Annotated in this window: 29 protein-coding genes; all 29 read left to right on the forward strand. The window is 39.2% G+C overall.

Going from position 1 to position 15,654, the window contains the following annotated elements; translation table 11 throughout:
- The first annotated feature begins 2 nt into the window (after positions 1 to 2).
- The 29 genes from fusA to ABJF11_RS17875 all read left to right on the forward strand — a co-directional run bounded on the left by fusA (position 3) and on the right by ABJF11_RS17875 (position 15,654).
- A complete protein-coding gene (gene fusA / locus ABJF11_RS17735) occupies positions 3 to 2,108 on the forward strand; it encodes an elongation factor G (RefSeq protein WP_348121468.1) in 2,106 nt (701 codons plus the stop codon).
- Between the two features lie 11 nt (positions 2,109 to 2,119).
- Entirely contained in the window at positions 2,120 to 2,425 is a 306-nt protein-coding gene (rpsJ, locus tag ABJF11_RS17740) for a 30S ribosomal protein S10 (RefSeq protein ID WP_084373615.1), read from the forward strand.
- Positions 2,426 to 2,606: 181 nt separating this feature from the next.
- On the forward strand, positions 2,607 to 3,239 hold the full coding sequence (gene rplC, locus ABJF11_RS17745; RefSeq protein WP_348121470.1) for a 50S ribosomal protein L3: 633 nt from the start codon (positions 2,607 to 2,609) through the stop codon (positions 3,237 to 3,239).
- 2 nt (positions 3,240 to 3,241) lie between these two features.
- Complete coding sequence (rplD, locus tag ABJF11_RS17750) at positions 3,242 to 3,871, forward strand: 50S ribosomal protein L4 (protein WP_348121471.1); 630 nt, start codon at positions 3,242 to 3,244, stop codon at positions 3,869 to 3,871.
- 4 nt (positions 3,872 to 3,875) lie between these two features.
- The gene (gene rplW, locus ABJF11_RS17755) at positions 3,876 to 4,163 is read left to right on the forward strand and encodes a 50S ribosomal protein L23 (protein ID WP_348121472.1); all 288 of its coding nucleotides are present in this window, start codon (positions 3,876 to 3,878) and stop codon (positions 4,161 to 4,163) included.
- Between the two features lie 11 nt (positions 4,164 to 4,174).
- On the forward strand, positions 4,175 to 4,999 hold the full coding sequence (gene rplB / locus ABJF11_RS17760) for a 50S ribosomal protein L2 (protein WP_348121473.1): 825 nt from the start codon (positions 4,175 to 4,177) through the stop codon (positions 4,997 to 4,999).
- 3 nt (positions 5,000 to 5,002) lie between these two features.
- A complete protein-coding gene (gene rpsS, locus ABJF11_RS17765) occupies positions 5,003 to 5,278 on the forward strand; it encodes a 30S ribosomal protein S19 (protein ID WP_348121474.1) in 276 nt (91 codons plus the stop codon).
- 11 nt (positions 5,279 to 5,289) lie between these two features.
- Positions 5,290 to 5,676, forward strand: a complete 387-nt coding sequence (rplV, locus tag ABJF11_RS17770) for a 50S ribosomal protein L22 (RefSeq protein ID WP_348121475.1) — start codon at positions 5,290 to 5,292, stop codon at positions 5,674 to 5,676.
- A gap of 2 nt (positions 5,677 to 5,678) precedes the next feature.
- On the forward strand, positions 5,679 to 6,413 hold the full coding sequence (rpsC, locus tag ABJF11_RS17775) for a 30S ribosomal protein S3 (RefSeq protein WP_348121476.1): 735 nt from the start codon (positions 5,679 to 5,681) through the stop codon (positions 6,411 to 6,413).
- A 33-nt stretch (positions 6,414 to 6,446) separates the two neighbouring features.
- Positions 6,447 to 6,866 carry a 50S ribosomal protein L16 gene (gene rplP / locus ABJF11_RS17780; RefSeq protein ID WP_348121477.1) on the forward strand — a complete coding sequence of 140 codons (420 nt, stop codon included), beginning with the start codon at positions 6,447 to 6,449 and terminating at the stop codon, positions 6,864 to 6,866.
- 34 nt (positions 6,867 to 6,900) lie between these two features.
- Positions 6,901 to 7,098: a 50S ribosomal protein L29 gene (gene rpmC, locus ABJF11_RS17785; RefSeq protein WP_348121478.1), complete on the forward strand. Its 198-nt coding sequence runs from the start codon at positions 6,901 to 6,903 to the stop codon at positions 7,096 to 7,098.
- An 11-nt stretch (positions 7,099 to 7,109) separates the two neighbouring features.
- Positions 7,110 to 7,367 carry a 30S ribosomal protein S17 gene (gene rpsQ, locus ABJF11_RS17790; RefSeq protein ID WP_348121479.1) on the forward strand — a complete coding sequence of 86 codons (258 nt, stop codon included), beginning with the start codon at positions 7,110 to 7,112 and terminating at the stop codon, positions 7,365 to 7,367.
- A gap of 3 nt (positions 7,368 to 7,370) precedes the next feature.
- On the forward strand, positions 7,371 to 7,739 hold the full coding sequence (rplN, locus tag ABJF11_RS17795) for a 50S ribosomal protein L14 (RefSeq protein WP_348121480.1): 369 nt from the start codon (positions 7,371 to 7,373) through the stop codon (positions 7,737 to 7,739).
- A 29-nt stretch (positions 7,740 to 7,768) separates the two neighbouring features.
- Positions 7,769 to 8,092, forward strand: coding sequence for a 50S ribosomal protein L24 (gene rplX / locus ABJF11_RS17800; RefSeq protein ID WP_348121481.1), 324 nt, complete (start codon positions 7,769 to 7,771; stop codon positions 8,090 to 8,092).
- Positions 8,085 to 8,642 carry a 50S ribosomal protein L5 gene (rplE, locus tag ABJF11_RS17805; protein WP_348121482.1) on the forward strand — a complete coding sequence of 186 codons (558 nt, stop codon included), beginning with the start codon at positions 8,085 to 8,087 and terminating at the stop codon, positions 8,640 to 8,642. Before rplX ends, rplE begins: the two co-directional genes overlap by 8 nt.
- A 1-nt stretch (position 8,643) precedes the next feature.
- Positions 8,644 to 8,913 (forward strand): 30S ribosomal protein S14, encoded by a 270-nt coding sequence (gene rpsN, locus ABJF11_RS17810; protein WP_348121483.1) that lies wholly within the window; start codon positions 8,644 to 8,646, stop codon positions 8,911 to 8,913.
- Positions 8,914 to 8,988: 75 nt separating this feature from the next.
- Positions 8,989 to 9,384, forward strand: a complete 396-nt coding sequence (gene rpsH, locus ABJF11_RS17815; protein WP_348121484.1) for a 30S ribosomal protein S8 — start codon at positions 8,989 to 8,991, stop codon at positions 9,382 to 9,384.
- A gap of 10 nt (positions 9,385 to 9,394) precedes the next feature.
- Complete coding sequence (rplF, locus tag ABJF11_RS17820; RefSeq protein WP_348121485.1) at positions 9,395 to 9,946, forward strand: 50S ribosomal protein L6; 552 nt, start codon at positions 9,395 to 9,397, stop codon at positions 9,944 to 9,946.
- An 8-nt stretch (positions 9,947 to 9,954) separates the two neighbouring features.
- On the forward strand, positions 9,955 to 10,305 hold the full coding sequence (gene rplR, locus ABJF11_RS17825; protein ID WP_348121486.1) for a 50S ribosomal protein L18: 351 nt from the start codon (positions 9,955 to 9,957) through the stop codon (positions 10,303 to 10,305).
- Between the two features lie 7 nt (positions 10,306 to 10,312).
- Positions 10,313 to 10,831, forward strand: a complete 519-nt coding sequence (gene rpsE, locus ABJF11_RS17830; RefSeq protein ID WP_084373632.1) for a 30S ribosomal protein S5 — start codon at positions 10,313 to 10,315, stop codon at positions 10,829 to 10,831.
- A gap of 4 nt (positions 10,832 to 10,835) precedes the next feature.
- The gene (gene rpmD / locus ABJF11_RS17835) at positions 10,836 to 11,015 is read left to right on the forward strand and encodes a 50S ribosomal protein L30 (protein ID WP_348121487.1); all 180 of its coding nucleotides are present in this window, start codon (positions 10,836 to 10,838) and stop codon (positions 11,013 to 11,015) included.
- 29 nt (positions 11,016 to 11,044) lie between these two features.
- Positions 11,045 to 11,491 carry a 50S ribosomal protein L15 gene (gene rplO, locus ABJF11_RS17840; RefSeq protein ID WP_348121489.1) on the forward strand — a complete coding sequence of 149 codons (447 nt, stop codon included), beginning with the start codon at positions 11,045 to 11,047 and terminating at the stop codon, positions 11,489 to 11,491.
- Positions 11,492 to 11,494: 3 nt separating this feature from the next.
- A complete protein-coding gene (gene secY, locus ABJF11_RS17845) occupies positions 11,495 to 12,814 on the forward strand; it encodes a preprotein translocase subunit SecY (protein WP_348121491.1) in 1,320 nt (439 codons plus the stop codon).
- Between the two features lie 11 nt (positions 12,815 to 12,825).
- Positions 12,826 to 13,044: a translation initiation factor IF-1 gene (gene infA / locus ABJF11_RS17850; RefSeq protein ID WP_073122829.1), complete on the forward strand. Its 219-nt coding sequence runs from the start codon at positions 12,826 to 12,828 to the stop codon at positions 13,042 to 13,044.
- A 57-nt stretch (positions 13,045 to 13,101) separates the two neighbouring features.
- On the forward strand, positions 13,102 to 13,218 hold the full coding sequence (rpmJ, locus tag ABJF11_RS17855; protein WP_348121493.1) for a 50S ribosomal protein L36: 117 nt from the start codon (positions 13,102 to 13,104) through the stop codon (positions 13,216 to 13,218).
- Between the two features lie 2 nt (positions 13,219 to 13,220).
- A complete protein-coding gene (gene rpsM / locus ABJF11_RS17860) occupies positions 13,221 to 13,598 on the forward strand; it encodes a 30S ribosomal protein S13 (protein ID WP_348121495.1) in 378 nt (125 codons plus the stop codon).
- A gap of 9 nt (positions 13,599 to 13,607) precedes the next feature.
- Complete coding sequence (rpsK, locus tag ABJF11_RS17865) at positions 13,608 to 14,000, forward strand: 30S ribosomal protein S11 (RefSeq protein ID WP_263052902.1); 393 nt, start codon at positions 13,608 to 13,610, stop codon at positions 13,998 to 14,000.
- Positions 14,001 to 14,023: 23 nt separating this feature from the next.
- Entirely contained in the window at positions 14,024 to 14,629 is a 606-nt protein-coding gene (gene rpsD / locus ABJF11_RS17870; RefSeq protein WP_348121497.1) for a 30S ribosomal protein S4, read from the forward strand.
- A 35-nt stretch (positions 14,630 to 14,664) separates the two neighbouring features.
- The gene (locus ABJF11_RS17875; protein WP_348121498.1) at positions 14,665 to 15,654 is read left to right on the forward strand and encodes a DNA-directed RNA polymerase subunit alpha; all 990 of its coding nucleotides are present in this window, start codon (positions 14,665 to 14,667) and stop codon (positions 15,652 to 15,654) included.

The raw sequence follows: 15,654 nt of genomic DNA on the forward strand, positions 1-15,654 counted from the left end.
TAATGGCAAGAGATCTTACATTGACTCGTAATATTGGAATTGCAGCGCACATTGATGCAGGCAAGACCACTACTACCGAACGAATTCTGTACTATACGGGAGTGAGTCATAAAATCGGTGAAGTTCATGATGGCGCGGCTACCATGGACTGGATGGAGCAGGAGCAAGAAAGAGGTATTACAATTACTTCTGCTGCAACCACTGTTTTCTGGAAATACAAAGAAAAAGAATATCACATCAATATCATTGATACTCCTGGTCACGTCGACTTTACAGTTGAGGTAAATAGATCTTTGAGAGTATTAGATGGTTTGGTTTTCTTGTTTAGTGCTGTTGATGGTGTTGAGCCTCAATCAGAAACTAACTGGAGACTAGCTGACAACTACAAAGTCGCTCGTTTAGGATTTGTCAACAAAATGGACAGATCTGGTGCGGACTTTTTGAAAGTTTGTGGGCAAGTGAAAGAAAGATTAGGAACTAAAGCAGTTCCATTCCAATTGCCTATCGGTGCAGAGGAAGGTTTCAGAGGAGTAGTTGATCTCGTGGAGAGAAAAGCTATGGTTTGGAATGAAGAGGATAAAGGGATGACTTTCGAAGAGATTGAGATTCCTGCCGATATGGTTGATGAAGTAGACCAATACAGAGAAGGCTTGTTAGAAGCAGTAGCTGAATACGACGAGACTTTGATGGAAAAATATTTCGAAGATCCAGAATCTATATCGAAAGATGAAATTATTGCTGCTTCTAGAAAAGCAACTATCAATTTGGATTTTGTGCCGATGTTCTGTGGCTCTGCCTTTAAGAACAAAGGTGTTCAGACGATGTTGGATTATGTGATGGAATTGCTTCCGTCACCTATGGACAGAGAAGGTATCGAAGGTATTAACCCTGATACAGAGGAACCAACATTGAGGAAGCCATCTGCAAGTGAGCCTTTTGCAGCACTTGCATTTAAGATTGCTACCGATCCATTCGTGGGCCGCTTATGTTTTGCAAGAGCCTATTCAGGTACGCTGGATTCAGGATCATATGTATGGAATACACGAACCGACAAAAAGGAACGTATATCTCGTATCTTCCAAATGCATGCTAACAAGCAAAATCAAATTGACCAATTTCATGCAGGTGACATAGCCGCAGTAGTAGGGTTCAAGGATATCAAAACAGGAGATACACTTTGTGATGAAAAGCACAAAATTGTACTTGAGTCTATGGATTTTCCAGATCCTGTTATTGGATATGCTATTGAGCCAAAAACTCAGGCAGATGCTGACAAGCTGGGAATGGCAATTTCCAAACTGGTTGAAGAAGATCCAACTTTGGTGGTTAATACTGACCATGAAACAGGTCAAACCATTTTAAGAGGAATGGGTGAGTTGCACCTTGATATTATCATTGATCGCTTGAAGCGAGAATTTAAGGTTGAAATCAACCAGGGAGCTCCTGAAGTAGCTTACAAAGAAGCCATCCAAACTTTAGTAGATCACAAAGAGGTTTACAAAAAGCAATCAGGTGGTAAAGGTAAATTCGCCGATATCTTGTTTGAATTATCTCCTGTAGATGAGGATTACGAGAAAACAGGTTTGCAATTTGTCAACAAAATTGTAGGTGGTGTAATTCCAAAAGAATTTATCCCTTCAATTGAGAAAGGATTTACTCAAGCAATGGAAAATGGCCCACTTGCTGGATATCCATTGGACAGCATGAAAGTGAAATTGTACCATGGGTCTTTCCACGACGTGGATTCCGATGCATTATCATTTGAGTTAGCTGCAAAAATTGGTTTTAAGGAAGCTGCTAAAAAAGCGAATCCGGTATTACTCGAGCCTATCATGGGCGTTGAAGTAGTGACTCCGGACGAGTATACTGGATCTGTCACAGGTGACATGAACAGACGTAGAGGTTTAATGAAGGGAATGGACGTAAAAGGAAATTCTCAAGTGGTGAAGGCAGATGTGCCGTTGTCTGAGTTGTTTGGTTACATAACTGACCTCAGAACGATGACCTCAGGTAGAGCTACCGCTTCATTGACATTCTCGCACTACGATGCAGTTCCAAAGAACATTGCAGAGCAAGTAATTAAAAAGGTAAAAGGAGAGGCCGTTTAACGCATATTGATATGAATCAGAAAATTAGAATTAAGCTTAAATCTTACGACCACAATTTGGTTGATAAATCTTCTGAAAAGATCGTAAGAGCAGTAAAGTCTACTGGTGCTGTGGTAAGCGGACCTATTCCACTTCCTACGGTAAAAGAAAAATTTACTGTATTGAAATCACCACACGTAAACAAAAAAGCTAGAGAGCAATTTCAGCTGTGTACTTATAAGAGATTGGTAGATATATTCTCTAACAGTGCAAAGACAGTTGATGCCTTGATGAAGCTAGAGTTGCCAAGTGGCGTAGATGTAGAGATTAAAGTCTAATAATTAGACTTGTAAAATATGAGAACCACGTGAGAACGTGGTTCTTTTTTTGTGCCTTACGGAATTGTTACTTTTTTGTTTGGGAATTGTTTGACTGCAATTTTATAATTGCTATCTTTGCACTCCTTTTCCGAATAAGTGGACGAAAAGGCGAAAATTATTAAAGAAATTTAATACTGAAATGTCAGGTATAATAGGAAAAAAAATTGGGATGACTAGCATCTTTGGTGCCGATGGACGAAACGTCGCATGCACATTGATCGAGGCTGGTCCTTGCGTAGTAACGCAAGTTAAGAACGAAGAGACTGACGGGTATACAGCTGTGCAATTGGGTTACGGAGAACGTAAGGAAAAACGCACAACTAAAGCCTTGAAAGGTCATTTCGCGAAAGCGAAAACTACTCCTAAGCAACAATTAGTTGAATTTAGAAATTTCCGTGTGGAATTTGAAGGAGGTGTGGAATTAGGACAACAACTAAGCGTTGCAGATATTTTCCAAGAGGAGGATTTTGTTGATGTAATTGCCAATTCAAAAGGTAAAGGTTTTCAAGGTGTAGTAAAGAGACACAACTTCGGCGGTGTTGGACAAGCTACCCATGGTCAGCACAACAGACTGAGAGCACCTGGATCTATTGGTGGAGCATCATACCCAGCTAGAGTATTCAAAGGAATGAGAATGGCTGGACAAACTGGTAACGAGAGAGTAAAGGTGACTAACCTTCAAGTAATGAAGATTATCCCTGAGAAGAATCTCATTTTAGTTAGCGGGTCTGTACCAGGGCCTAAGAATGGAACTGTAATTCTAGAGAAATAGTCATGAAAGTATCCGTAGTAAATAAAAACGGTGAGGATACCGGGAGAAAAGTTGATTTGGCTAAGGACATATTTGGCATTGAGCCAAATGATCATGCTATCTATTTAGATGTAAAGCAATTCTTAGCTAATCAAAGACAAGGAACTCACAAGTCGAAAGAGAGAGCAGAAATTGCTGGATCGACTAGAAAAATTAAGAAACAAAAAGGCACAGGTACCGCGAGAGCAGGTAGCATTAAGTCGCCATTGTTTAGGGGTGGAGGAAGAGTATTTGGCCCAGAGCCAAGAGATTATTCATTCAAGCTCAATAAGAAATTGAAATCGTTGGCCAGAAAATCAGCCTTGTCTTATAAAGCAACTGATAAAAGTATTTCTGTGCTTGAGGATTTTAGCTTCGAAGCACCTAAGACTAAAGAATACAAAAGCTTATTAACAAGCCTCGCCTTGAATGGCAAAAAGACCCTGTTGGTCTTAGGAGAAGATAATAAGAACATTGTGTTGTCGTCTAACAACCTTCAAAAAACAAAAGTAACAACAGCAGAACAAATCAATACTTATGATTTGCTCAGCGCTGATAATGTGATACTTTGTGAAGGTTCTATTGAAAAGATTCAGAACTTATTAACGAAATAAGAAGATGAGTATACTAAGAAAACCACTAGTTACCGAGAAAGTTTCTGCACTTAATGAAAGTGGAAAGTATGGCTTTATTGTAGATAAAGATGCAAATAAAGTTGAAATCAAAAAAGCTGTAGAGAAAACTTACGGAGTAACGGTTGAACGTGTAAACACAATGGTTTACCAAGGCAACGCAAAATCTAAGTACACTAAATCGAAAGTCGTGACTGGAAGAACAAGTGCTTTCAAAAAGGCAATCGTACAAGTGGCTGAAGGAGATATAATTGATTTTTACGGAGGAGTATAAATAGTTAGAAAATGGCTGTAAGAAAATTAAAACCGATGACGCCGGGTACCAGATATAGGGTCGCACCTGTATTTGATGAGATCACTAGCTCTACTCCGGAAAAATCCTTGACCAAAGCAGTTCACAGAAATGGTGGACGTAACAATACTGGTAAAATGACTATCAGAAATGTTGGCGGTGGACACAAGAGAAAATACAGAGAGATTGACTTCAAAAGAAACAAGTTTGGGATACCAGCTGTTGTGAAGTCTATCGAGTATGATCCAATGAGAACTGCAAGAATCGCTCTGCTGTTCTACGCAGATGGAGAAAAGAGATACATCATTGCACCGGCTGGTATTGAAGTCGGACAGACATTGTTGTCTGGCCCAGGTGTCGCTCCTGAAGTGGGAAACACACTCTACTTGTCTGAAATTCCGCTGGGTACAATAATCCACAACGTGGAATTGAAGCCTGGAAAAGGTGCATCAATGGCTAGAAGTGCTGGAGCATACGTGCAATTGATGGCAAGAGAAGGTAAGTATGCCACTGTGAAGTTGCCTTCCGGCGAAATGAGATTGGTACTTGTTACTTGTTTGGCAACTATCGGAACCGTATCAAACGGTGATCATATGAATGTAAGATTGGGTAAAGCTGGTCGAAACAGATGGTTAGGTAGAAGACCTAGAGTAAGAGGTGTAGCAATGAACCCTGTGGATCACCCAATGGGCGGTGGTGAAGGTAAGTCTTCAGGAGGTCACCCTAGATCTCGTACAGGTGTATTTGCTAAAGGTCAAAAGACCAGAACACCTAAGAAATATTCTAACAAGTTGATCATTGGTAAAAAGAAGAAATAAGTAATGGGAAGATCTTTAAAAAAAGGGCCTTATATAGATTTCAGAGTTGAGAACAAAGTTGTTGCAATGAACGAATCAGGTAAGAAATCAGTGATCAAAACTTGGTCAAGAAGGTCGATGATATCTCCGGATTTTGTAGGATTCACATTTGCAGTACACAACGGCAATAAATTTATCCCTGTGTTTGTAACTGAAAACATGGTTGGGCACAAGCTTGGCGAATTCTCTCCTACGAGAAATTTCAGAGGTCATATTAACAAAAAAGACAAAAGAAAATAAATAGCTGAACTATGGAAGCTGTAGCAAAACTAAAAAACGTACCTACCTCTCCTCGAAAGATGAGAGTGGTTGCTGATTTGGTAAGAGGCCAAAGAGTAAACCATGCATTAAACGTACTGAAGTTTGAGGCAAAGCAAGGTGCTGCTAGATTAGATAAATTATTATTATCTGCCATCTCAAATTGGGAAGCTAAAAACGAGGATGCGAAGCTTGAAGAAGCAGACCTATACGTAAAAGAAATTTTTGTAGATAGTGCAAGAATTTTGAAAAGGCTAAGACCTGCTCCGCAAGGAAGAGCTCACAGAATTAGAAAGAGATCTAATCACGTGACGTTGGTTGTGGATAGTCACAACGCAGAGAGCGCAGAAAAGAATACTGAAACTTCGGAAAACAAATAACAATGGGACAGAAGGTAAACCCTATAGGATTTAGATTAGGAATTGTTAAAGGTTGGGATTCCAACTGGTATGGCGATAAAACCTTTCCTGAAAAATTGGTAGAAGACACCAAAATCAGAAAATACATCAGAGCCAGAATTCCTAAAGGAGGAATTTCTAAAATTGTTGTGGAAAGAACCATTAAAAGAATCACTTTGACAATTCACACCGCCAGACCTGGTGTGGTGATAGGAAAAGGAGGATCTGAAGTTGACAAGATCAAAGAAGAATTGAAAGCATTTACTGGAAAGGATTTGCAGATCAACATCTTTGAGATTAAAAGACCTGAATTGGATGCGGCATTAGTGGGTGAGTCAATCGCTCAGCAGTTAAAAGCCAGAATTTCTTACAGAAGAGCAATGAAACAGGCTATTGCCTCATCAATGCGAGTAGGAGCGCAAGGCATCAAAATCAAGGTTGCTGGAAGACTAGGTGGAGCTGAAATGGCAAGAACTGAACAGTACAAAGAAGGTAGAATCCCTCTTCATACTTTGAGAGCTGATATCGACTATGCTATATCTGAAGCACACACCATCTATGGTAAAATCGGTATCAAAGTTTGGATATTCAAAGGCGAAGTTTATGGAAAGAGAGATCTTTCGCCAAACATCGGAATGGGTAACCAAGGCCCAAGTGGTGGAAATAGAGCACCACGAGGAGGTAATAACGATGGACCTAGAAGAAAAAGAAGACAATAATCCCTCACTTTAGAGGTACAAAATATTTAAGAGATGTTACAACCGAAAAGAACTAAGTTCAGGAAAAAACAGAAGGGTAGAGTAAAAGGAATTGCTCAGCGAGGTCATACTTTGGCCTTCGGAACTTTTGGAATCAAGTCCCTAGAGCCAGGTTGGATTACTAGTCGTCAGATAGAGGCAGCCAGGATTGCAATGACAAGAGCAATGAAAAGGGAAGGCCAGGTTTGGATTAGAATTTTTCCAGACAAGCCTGTAACTAAAAAACCTGCAGAAGTAAGAATGGGTAAGGGTAAAGGGGCACCGGAATATTGGGTAGCTGTTGTTAGACCTGGTACTATCTTATTTGAAGCGGCCGGTGTGAGCAAAGAATTGGCTCAGGAAGCTCTAAGACTTGCTCAGCAAAAGTTGCCAATAAGAACAAAGTTCATTGTAAGAAGAGACTTTCAAGTATAAGGGTTAAACCTTCTTGATTTAAATACAGGAAATTATGAATAATTCTGAAATCAAAGGCTTATCGCTTGATGAATTGAAAAGCAAGCTGGTAGCTGAGAAAGAAAATTTTGCAAAATTGAAATTTGCACATGCTATTACGCCGATCGAAAATCCTATGAGATTGAGAGAAGCTAAAAAATTAGTAGCAAGGTTAAACACTGAAATCAGGGCTAAACAAATCGCCCAACAATAAGTTAGTTCGAGATGGAAGCCAGAAATTTAAGAAAAGAACGAGTAGGGAAAGTGGTAAGCGACAAAATGTCGAAAACTATCACTGTAGAAGTGTCACGTAAAGTGAAGCACCCTATGTATGGAAAGTTCATGAGCAAGACAAAGAAATTTGCTGCTCACGATGAAAACAATGATTGCGGTGTAGGTGATACAGTTAAAATCATGGAGACAAGACCTTTGTCTAAAAACAAAAGGTGGAGATTGGTTGAAATAATAGAAAGAGCGAAATAACAAATGGTACAGCAAGAATCAAGACTAAGTGTAGCGGATAACAGTGGTGCTAAAGAGGTGCTATGTATTCGTGTGTTAGGAGGAACCGGTAAGAGGTATGCTTCTGTAGGAGATAAAATCGTTGTTTCTGTAAAGTCAGCTATTTCTTCAGGCAGTTTGAAAAAAGGGACTGTTTCAAAAGCGGTAGTCGTAAGAACAAAGAAAGAGATAAGAAGAAAAGATGGTTCTTATATCAGATTTGAGGATAATGCAGCCGTATTATTGTCAGAAAGTGGAGAACCAAGAGGTACTCGTATCTTCGGACCTGTAGCAAGAGAGCTAAGAGAGAAGCAATTCATGAAAATTGTTTCATTGGCTCCAGAGGTGCTGTAATTTATCATTGCATAGAAAAAGATTAGATCATGAAATTTCACATCAAAAAAGGAGATACTGTAAAGGTCCTTTCAGGTAACTCGAAAGGAAAAACAGGAGCGATTCTTGAAATATTTCCGAGCAAATATAGAGCGATCGTTGAAGGCCTGAATATGGTAACTAAGCACACCAAGCCATCAGCAGAAAGCCCTGAAGGGGGTATCAAAAAAGTTGAGGCTTCAATACACATGAGCAACTTAATGCTCGTAGATCCTGCCACTGGTGAAGCGACCAAAATTGGAAGAAAGCTTGACGATAATGGCAAACTGCAAAGATTTTCAAAGAAAACAGGGGAAGTAATCAACAATGGCTAATCCAAGATTAAAAGATATGTATGAGAAGGACGTTGTGCCTGCTCTAAAAGAAAAATTTCAATACAAGTCTGTAATGATGGTGCCTAGACTAGAGAAAATCTCTGTCAATAAAGGAATCGGAGCAGCTGTATCTGACAAGAAATTGGTGGATGCTGGTGTTGAAGAGTTAAGTCAAATCACAGGTCAGAAAGCTGTGCCTACATTGGCTAAGACTTCTATCTCTAATTTTAAGTTGAGAGAAGGAATGCCGATCGGAGCCAGAGTAACCCTGAGAGGAGATAAAATGTACGAATTTCTTGACCGTCTGATGACAGTCGCTCTACCACGTGTAAGAGACTTTAGAGGAATTAAGGATAAGGGGTTTGACGGCCGTGGTAATTATACTCTGGGTGTAAAAGAGCAAATTATATTTCCAGAAATTAGTATTGATAAGATCAATAAAATTACTGGAATGGATATCACTTTCGTGACATCTGCCCAAACCGACGAAGAAAGTTATGAACTACTTAAGGCATTTGGTATGCCTTTCGTGAAGAAAAATAATAATTGATATGGCAAGAGAAGCAATAAAAGCCAGAGAAAGAAAAAGAGAAAGATTGGTAGCCAAGTATGCCACTAAGAGAGCTGAGTTAAAAGCTGCTGGTGACTACGAAGGACTTGACAAACTTCCTCGAAACTCTTCTAAAGTTAGACTTCACAACAGATGTAAGCTTACCGGGAGACCAAAAGGATACATGAGAAAATTCGGTATCTCAAGAGTTACATTCAGAGAAATGGCTAATGATGGAAAAATTCCAGGTGTTACTAAAGCAAGCTGGTAAAAAGAGTTTTTAAAATATAAAATATTAACTAACTTTGCACCCCCGTAAAGAAATGGGGGTTAAAAGTATACTGTAATGACAGATCCGATAGCAGATTATTTAACAAGATTGAGGAATGCCATCAAGGCAAATCATCGAATCGTAGAAGTGCCTGCCTCTAACATGAAGAAGGAGCTAACTAAGGTGCTGAAAGACAAGGGGTTCATCAAGAATTTTAAGTTCGATGAGGATGGCGTCCAGGGGAAAATCAGAATTGCATTGAAATACAATCCGGAGACTAAAGAGTCTGCGATTGTAAGCTTAGAACGCATTAGTAAGCCAGGTCTAAGAAAATATGCTAAATCTGACGCATTACCCAGGGTACTAAACGGTCTTGGAGTGGCAATTTTGTCAACTTCAAAGGGCGTGATTACTGACAAAGAAGCCAGACAACACAATGTGGGCGGCGAAGTATTGTGTTACGTTTATTAATTAGAATAAGATGTCAAGAATAGGAAAAAAGCCCATTACTATACCATCAGGCGTTGATATTAACATCGACGGCGGTTTGGTCACAGTAAAAGGAGCAAAAGGAACTTTGGCAAGAGAAATCGATACGGATTTTACGCTTGCTATCGAGGATGGTACACTGACAGTAAAGAGACCAACTGAACAAAAAAGACACAAAGCACTTCATGGCTTATATCGTTCTTTGTTGAACAATATGGTTGAAGGTGTAAACGAAGGATATAAAAAAGAATTGGAGCTTGTAGGAGTTGGATATAAAGCCACTGTACAAGGACAAATTCTTGAATTGAGCCTTGGATATTCACATAATATCTACATGGAAATCCCTAAGGAGGTGAAAGCGACTGCTGAGACTCAAAAAGGGAAGAACCCAATTGTGACCGTGGAGTCATTTGACAAAGAACTGATAGGTGAGGTTTGTGCAAAAATCAGATCCCTAAGAAAAATTGAGCCTTACAAAGGAAAAGGTATCAGGTTCGTTGGTGAAATTATTAGAAGAAAAGCTGGTAAAACTGCTGCTAAATAATAAGAGACATGGCAATTACTAAAGAACAAAGAAGGCTAAGAATTAGAAAAGGTATCAGAAATAAGATTACTGGTACGGCTGATAGACCAAGATTGTCTGTTTTTAAAAGTAACAAAGACATTTACGTTCAACTGATTGATGATGTAAATGGACATACACTTGCAGCAACATCATCGGCAGAGCTTGGAAAAAAAGCCAATGTAAATATTGAAATCTCGAAGGAGGTAGGTAAGAAATTGGCTGAAAAAGCTACAGGTACTGGTATTTCAGCTGTAGTTTTTGATAGAGGTGGCTACCCTTATCACGGTAAAGTAAAAGCTTTAGCAGAAGGTGCTAGAGAAGGAGGCCTTAAATTTTAATTGAATTATGTCTAAGCAAAATATAAGAGCAATCAAAGCAAGTGAGATCGAACTTCAAGAGAAGGTCGTAGCTATCAAAAGAGTTGCTAAAGTGGTAAAGGGTGGTAGAAGGTTTAGTTTTTCTGCTATCGTTGTTGTGGGTGACGGAAATGGTGTTGTTGGTTATGGATTGGGTAAAGCCAATGAAGTAACAGATTCAATCACTAAAGGAATCGATGACGCTAAAAAGAATTTGGTAAGAGTTCCTGTCTTTAAAGGAACTGTACCACATGATGCCATAGGAAAATTTGGTGGAGGACATGTCCTTCTGAAACCAGCTGCTACAGGTACTGGAGTAATTGCAGGTGGAGCTATGCGTGCCGTACTAGAAAGTGCAGGCGTACATGATGTACTTGCAAAATCGAAGGGTTCTTCAAATCCTCATAACGTAGTAAAGGCAACTTTCGATGCATTGAGTCAAATGAGAGATCCTTATGCAGTAGCACGCCAAAGAGGTGTTGAATTGTCAAAAGTTTTTAACGGATAAGAAGATGGCCAAGGTAGTTATTACACAAAGAAGAAGCGTTATAAACAGACCTAACAACCAAAAGCTTACTATCAAAGCTTTGGGTCTGGGAAGAATCAACAGATCTGTAGAAAAGGAGTTGACTCCCCAGATTGAAGGAATGATCAGAAAGATCAGTCACTTAGTCTCTGTTGAGAATAAATAATTTTAGAACTATTCTGAAATCATAGAAAGATGAAATTAAATACATTACAGCCTGCAGAAGGATCGATTAAATCTGACAAGAGAATTGGTAGAGGTCAAGGATCCGGAAGAGGTGGAACATCTACAAGAGGACACAATGGTGCTAAATCTAGATCTGGATACTCAAGAAAAAAAGGATTCGAAGGCGGTCAAATGCCTTTGTATAGAAGAGTGCCTAAATTTGGATTTACAAGTCCTAACAGAGTAGAAACTAAGCCAATTAACCTGGACACGCTTCAGGCATTAGCTGAAAAAACTAAAGCTAAAGCCATTACTATCGAAGTTTTGATGGAAAATGGTTTGGCAGGCAAAAACGATATAGTTAAAGTATTGGGTAGAGGAGAGCTAAAAGCTAAAGTGGACGTTACCGTTCATTATTTCTCTAAAACAGCCATTGCTGCGATTGAAAAAGCAGGAGGCAAGGCAACAGCATTGTAATCTATGAAGAAGTTTTTTAGTACCATACGGAACATTTTTACTATTGAAGATTTAAGGGTCAGAATCCTGAATACAGTTGGTTTTTTAATCATCTTTAGGCTGGGTTCTTTTGTTGTTCTTCCTGGTATCGATCCTTCTAAACTAGATGATAATGTAGGTGGAATACTAGGTATTCTAGACGCCATGCTTGGAGGGGCATTTAGTAATGCTTCAATCTTTGGCCTTGGCATCATGCCATATATCTCCGCTTCAATTGTGATTCAATTACTAACCATGGCGGTTCCTTACTTTCAGAAACTACAGAAAGAAGGAGATAGTGGTAGAAAGAAGATCAATCAAATCACAAGAGTACTCACTATCGCAATTACGTTTGCTCAAGGTAGTGCTTACCTTGCAGGAGCCATTCCGGCTGAAGCCATAGTACTTGAAAACAAATTCTTATTTACGCTTTCGTCATTGACAATCCTTACTGCCGGCACAATATTCTGTATGTGGCTAGGTGAGCGAATCACGGATAAAGGCATAGGAAATGGTATCTCTATGTTGATTATGATTGGTATCATTTCTAGGTTCCCAGGTAGTTTGATGCAAGAGGCTATGACCAGGGGAATGAATGAAGCGTTATTTTTCTTATTAGAAATACTCGCTCTATTCTTTGTAGTAATGGCAGTCGTGCTACTTACACAGGCCGTGAGAAGAATACCAGTGCAGTACGCTAAACAAGTAGTTGGTAATAAAGTATATGGTGGACAAAGACAATACATTCCACTAAAGGTGAACTCAGCTGGAGTCATGCCGATCATATTTGCTCAATCACTAATGTTTCTACCTTCTATGGTAGGAAGTTACTTCGCGGATTCGAGTGATGTGATGCAATATATTGCAACAACGTTTGCTAATTTCCAATCATGGGAATACAACCTAACCTTTGCAATTATGATTATGCTGTTTACGTTTTTCTATACAGCAATTTCGGTGAATCCTAATCAGATAGCCGATGATATGAAACGAAATGGAGGATTTATACCAGGTGTAAAGCCAGGTAGAGCAACCTCTGAATTTATTGATACCGTACTTACTCGTGTGACCTTCCCAGGTTCTTTGTTCTTAGCTTTTGTCGCTATCATGCCGGCATTTGCTCAGATGGCAGGAGTGAATACGAATTTTGCTCAATTTTTTGGAGGAACTTCACTACTGATTATGGTTGGTGTGATATTGGATACTCTTCAACAGATTGAGAGTTATTTACTAATGAGACACTACGAAGGAATGATGAAGTCTGGAAAGTTGAAAGGTAGATCTCAGAACATCGCAGTAGCATAATTTAAATTAGAATGGCAAAACAGGCTTCAATAGAACAAGACGGAACGATCAAAGAGGCATTGTCTAATGCAATGTTTAGGGTTGAACTTGAAAATGGTCATGAAGTGATCGCACATATTTCCGGAAAGATGAGAATGCATTATATCAAAATCTTACCCGGGGATAAAGTGAAAATGGAAATGTCGCCATATGATTTGTCCAAAGGAAGAATAGTTTATCGCTATAAATAAAAATCGCTGATATGTATGACCCTTGGGTCGTATGTGTAGGTTTAAAATTAATAAGAAATGAAAGTTAAAGCATCCGTAAAGAAAAGAAGCGTTGACTGCAAAGTCATTCGCAGAAACGGTAAAGTTTACGTAATCAACAAGAAGAACCCTAGGTTCAAGCAAAGACAAGGATAATTATGGCTAGAATTGCAGGAGTAGATATTCCAGGAAACAAAAGAGGTGAGATTTCTCTTACCTATATTTTTGGTTTGGGCCGTAGCTCAGCTCAAAAAATATTGTCTGAAGCAGGCATAGACTGGAGCAAGAAAGTTGATGATTGGAGTGATGATGAAGCGGGAGCAGTAAGAACGTTAATCAGCGAAAACTTCAAAGTTGAAGGTGTATTAAAGTCAGAAGTTCAGTTGAACATCAAGCGATTGCTTGACATTGGATGCTATAGAGGGTTGAGACACAGAAAAGGTCTTCCAGTTAGAGGTCAGCATACCAAGAATAATGCAAGAACTAGAAAAGGTAAAAGAAAGACTGTTGCCAACAAAAAGAAGGCTACTAAATAATATTTGACGATGGCACAAAAAAGAAAAGATAAAGGAAGAAAAAGAGTTGTTGTGGTTGAGCCAATAGGCCAGGTACACATCAAAGCTTCGTTTAACAATATAATTATATCTATGACCAACCTTACTGGTCAGGTAGTGTCTTGGGCATCTGCAGGAAAAATGGGTTTTAAAGGTTCTAAAAAGAACACTCCATATGCAGCTCAGGTAGCAGCTCAGGATTGTGCGCAAGCAGCATACGATCAGGGCTTGAGAAAAGTAGAGGTTTTTGTAAAAGGACCAGGTGCGGGTAGAGAATCTGCCATTAGAACAATCCAAAATGTAGGAATTGAAGTGACAATGATTAAAGATGTCACCCCATTACCACACAATGGATGTCGACCACCTAAGAGAAGAAGAGTTTAATAATATTTTTGAATTAATATAAAATGGCAAGATATACCGGACCCAAGACGAAAATAGCTAGAAGGTTTAACGACCCTATCTTCGGCCCAGACAAAACTTTGCAGAAAAAGGCGTATCCTCCGGGACAGCATGGACGTGGGAGAAGAAGAAAGCCTTCTGAATATGCCATCCAGTTAGCCGAAAAGCAGAAAGCTAAATACACTTACGGATTACTTGAGAAGCAATTCTCCAATCTGTTTGAAAAAGCTTCTAAAAAAGGTGGTATTACTGGTGAAGTATTACTTCAATTATTAGAGTCAAGATTGGATAACGTGGTGTTCAGACTTGGTCTGGCTCCAACAAGAAGTGGCGCTAGACAACTCGTACTTCACAAGCATGTACTGGTCAACGGAGAGTTGGTAAACATACCATCTTATACGCTGAAGACTGGAGACCTCGTGTCAGTTAGAGAAAAGTCTAAATCACTCCAATCAGTGACTGAGAGTTTGTCAAGAGGTGTAGTAAGCAAGTACACTTGGTTAGAGTGGAACTCAAGCCAGTTGACAGGCAAGTTTGCGACATTGCCGTCTAGGGATGAAATTCCTGAGACAATCAAAGAGCAGTTGATCGTTGAATTGTACTCTAAATAATAAATTTCCATAAATTTTATATTAAAGAATTAACTATGTCAATACTAGCATTTCAAATGCCTGAAAAGGTGGTGATGGAGAAGGCTGATGACTTTCATGGCTTGTTTACATTCAAACCATTGGAGCAAGGCTACGGAGTTACTGTAGGTAATGCGCTGAGAAGAATTCTATTATCTTCCTTAGAGGGGTATGCCGTCACGGGCATCAAGGTCCCAGGAGTATTGCATGAGTTTTCTACAATGGAAGGTATTGTAGAAGATTTGTCAGAGATCATTTTGAATCTCAAAATGGTAAGATTCAAGAAGATAGCTGACGTTGCAGAAAGCAAAATCGTAGTTAGCATCTCCGGTCAGAAAGAATTCAAAGGAAGCGATATAGGAGGAGCTACTTCAGCTTTTGAAGTATTGAACCCTGATCACGTAATCGCTCATTTGGACGAAAAAGTGAAGTTTGAAATAGAATTGACAATCGAGAAAGGTAGAGGATATGTAACTGCAGAAGACAATAAGCCTGCAGAACAGATTTTCGGATTTATTCCGATTGATGCAATCTTTACGCCGATTAAGAATGTAAAGTATTCTGTTGAAAATACGAGAGTAGAGCAAAAAACTGACTATGAGCAATTAATATTGGACATAGAAACAGATGGGTCTATTCATCCGGAAAACGCATTGAAAGGAGCAGCAAACATTTTGATTCAGCATTTTATGTTATTCTCGGATCAGACAATGATCTTGGATACGCACGATACTGGAGAGCCAGAGGCTGTGGATGAAGAACTCCTCCACATGAGAAAACTGCTCAAAACGAATCTTAATGATTTGGATCTTTCAGTAAGAGCTTACAACTGTCTGAAAGCGGCAGATGTAAGATCATTGGGAGATTTGGTGAGATTAGAGATTTCTGACATGATGAAATTCAGAAACTTCGGTAAAAAATCGTTAGCTGAATTGGAGCAATTAGTTGCAGATAAGAACCTTACTTTTGGCATGGATTTGTCAAAGTATAAATTAGACGAAGAGTAA

Origin of the sequence: Reichenbachiella sp. (assembly GCF_039941815.1) — a bacterium.
GTDB lineage: Bacteria > Bacteroidota > Bacteroidia > Cytophagales > Cyclobacteriaceae > Reichenbachiella.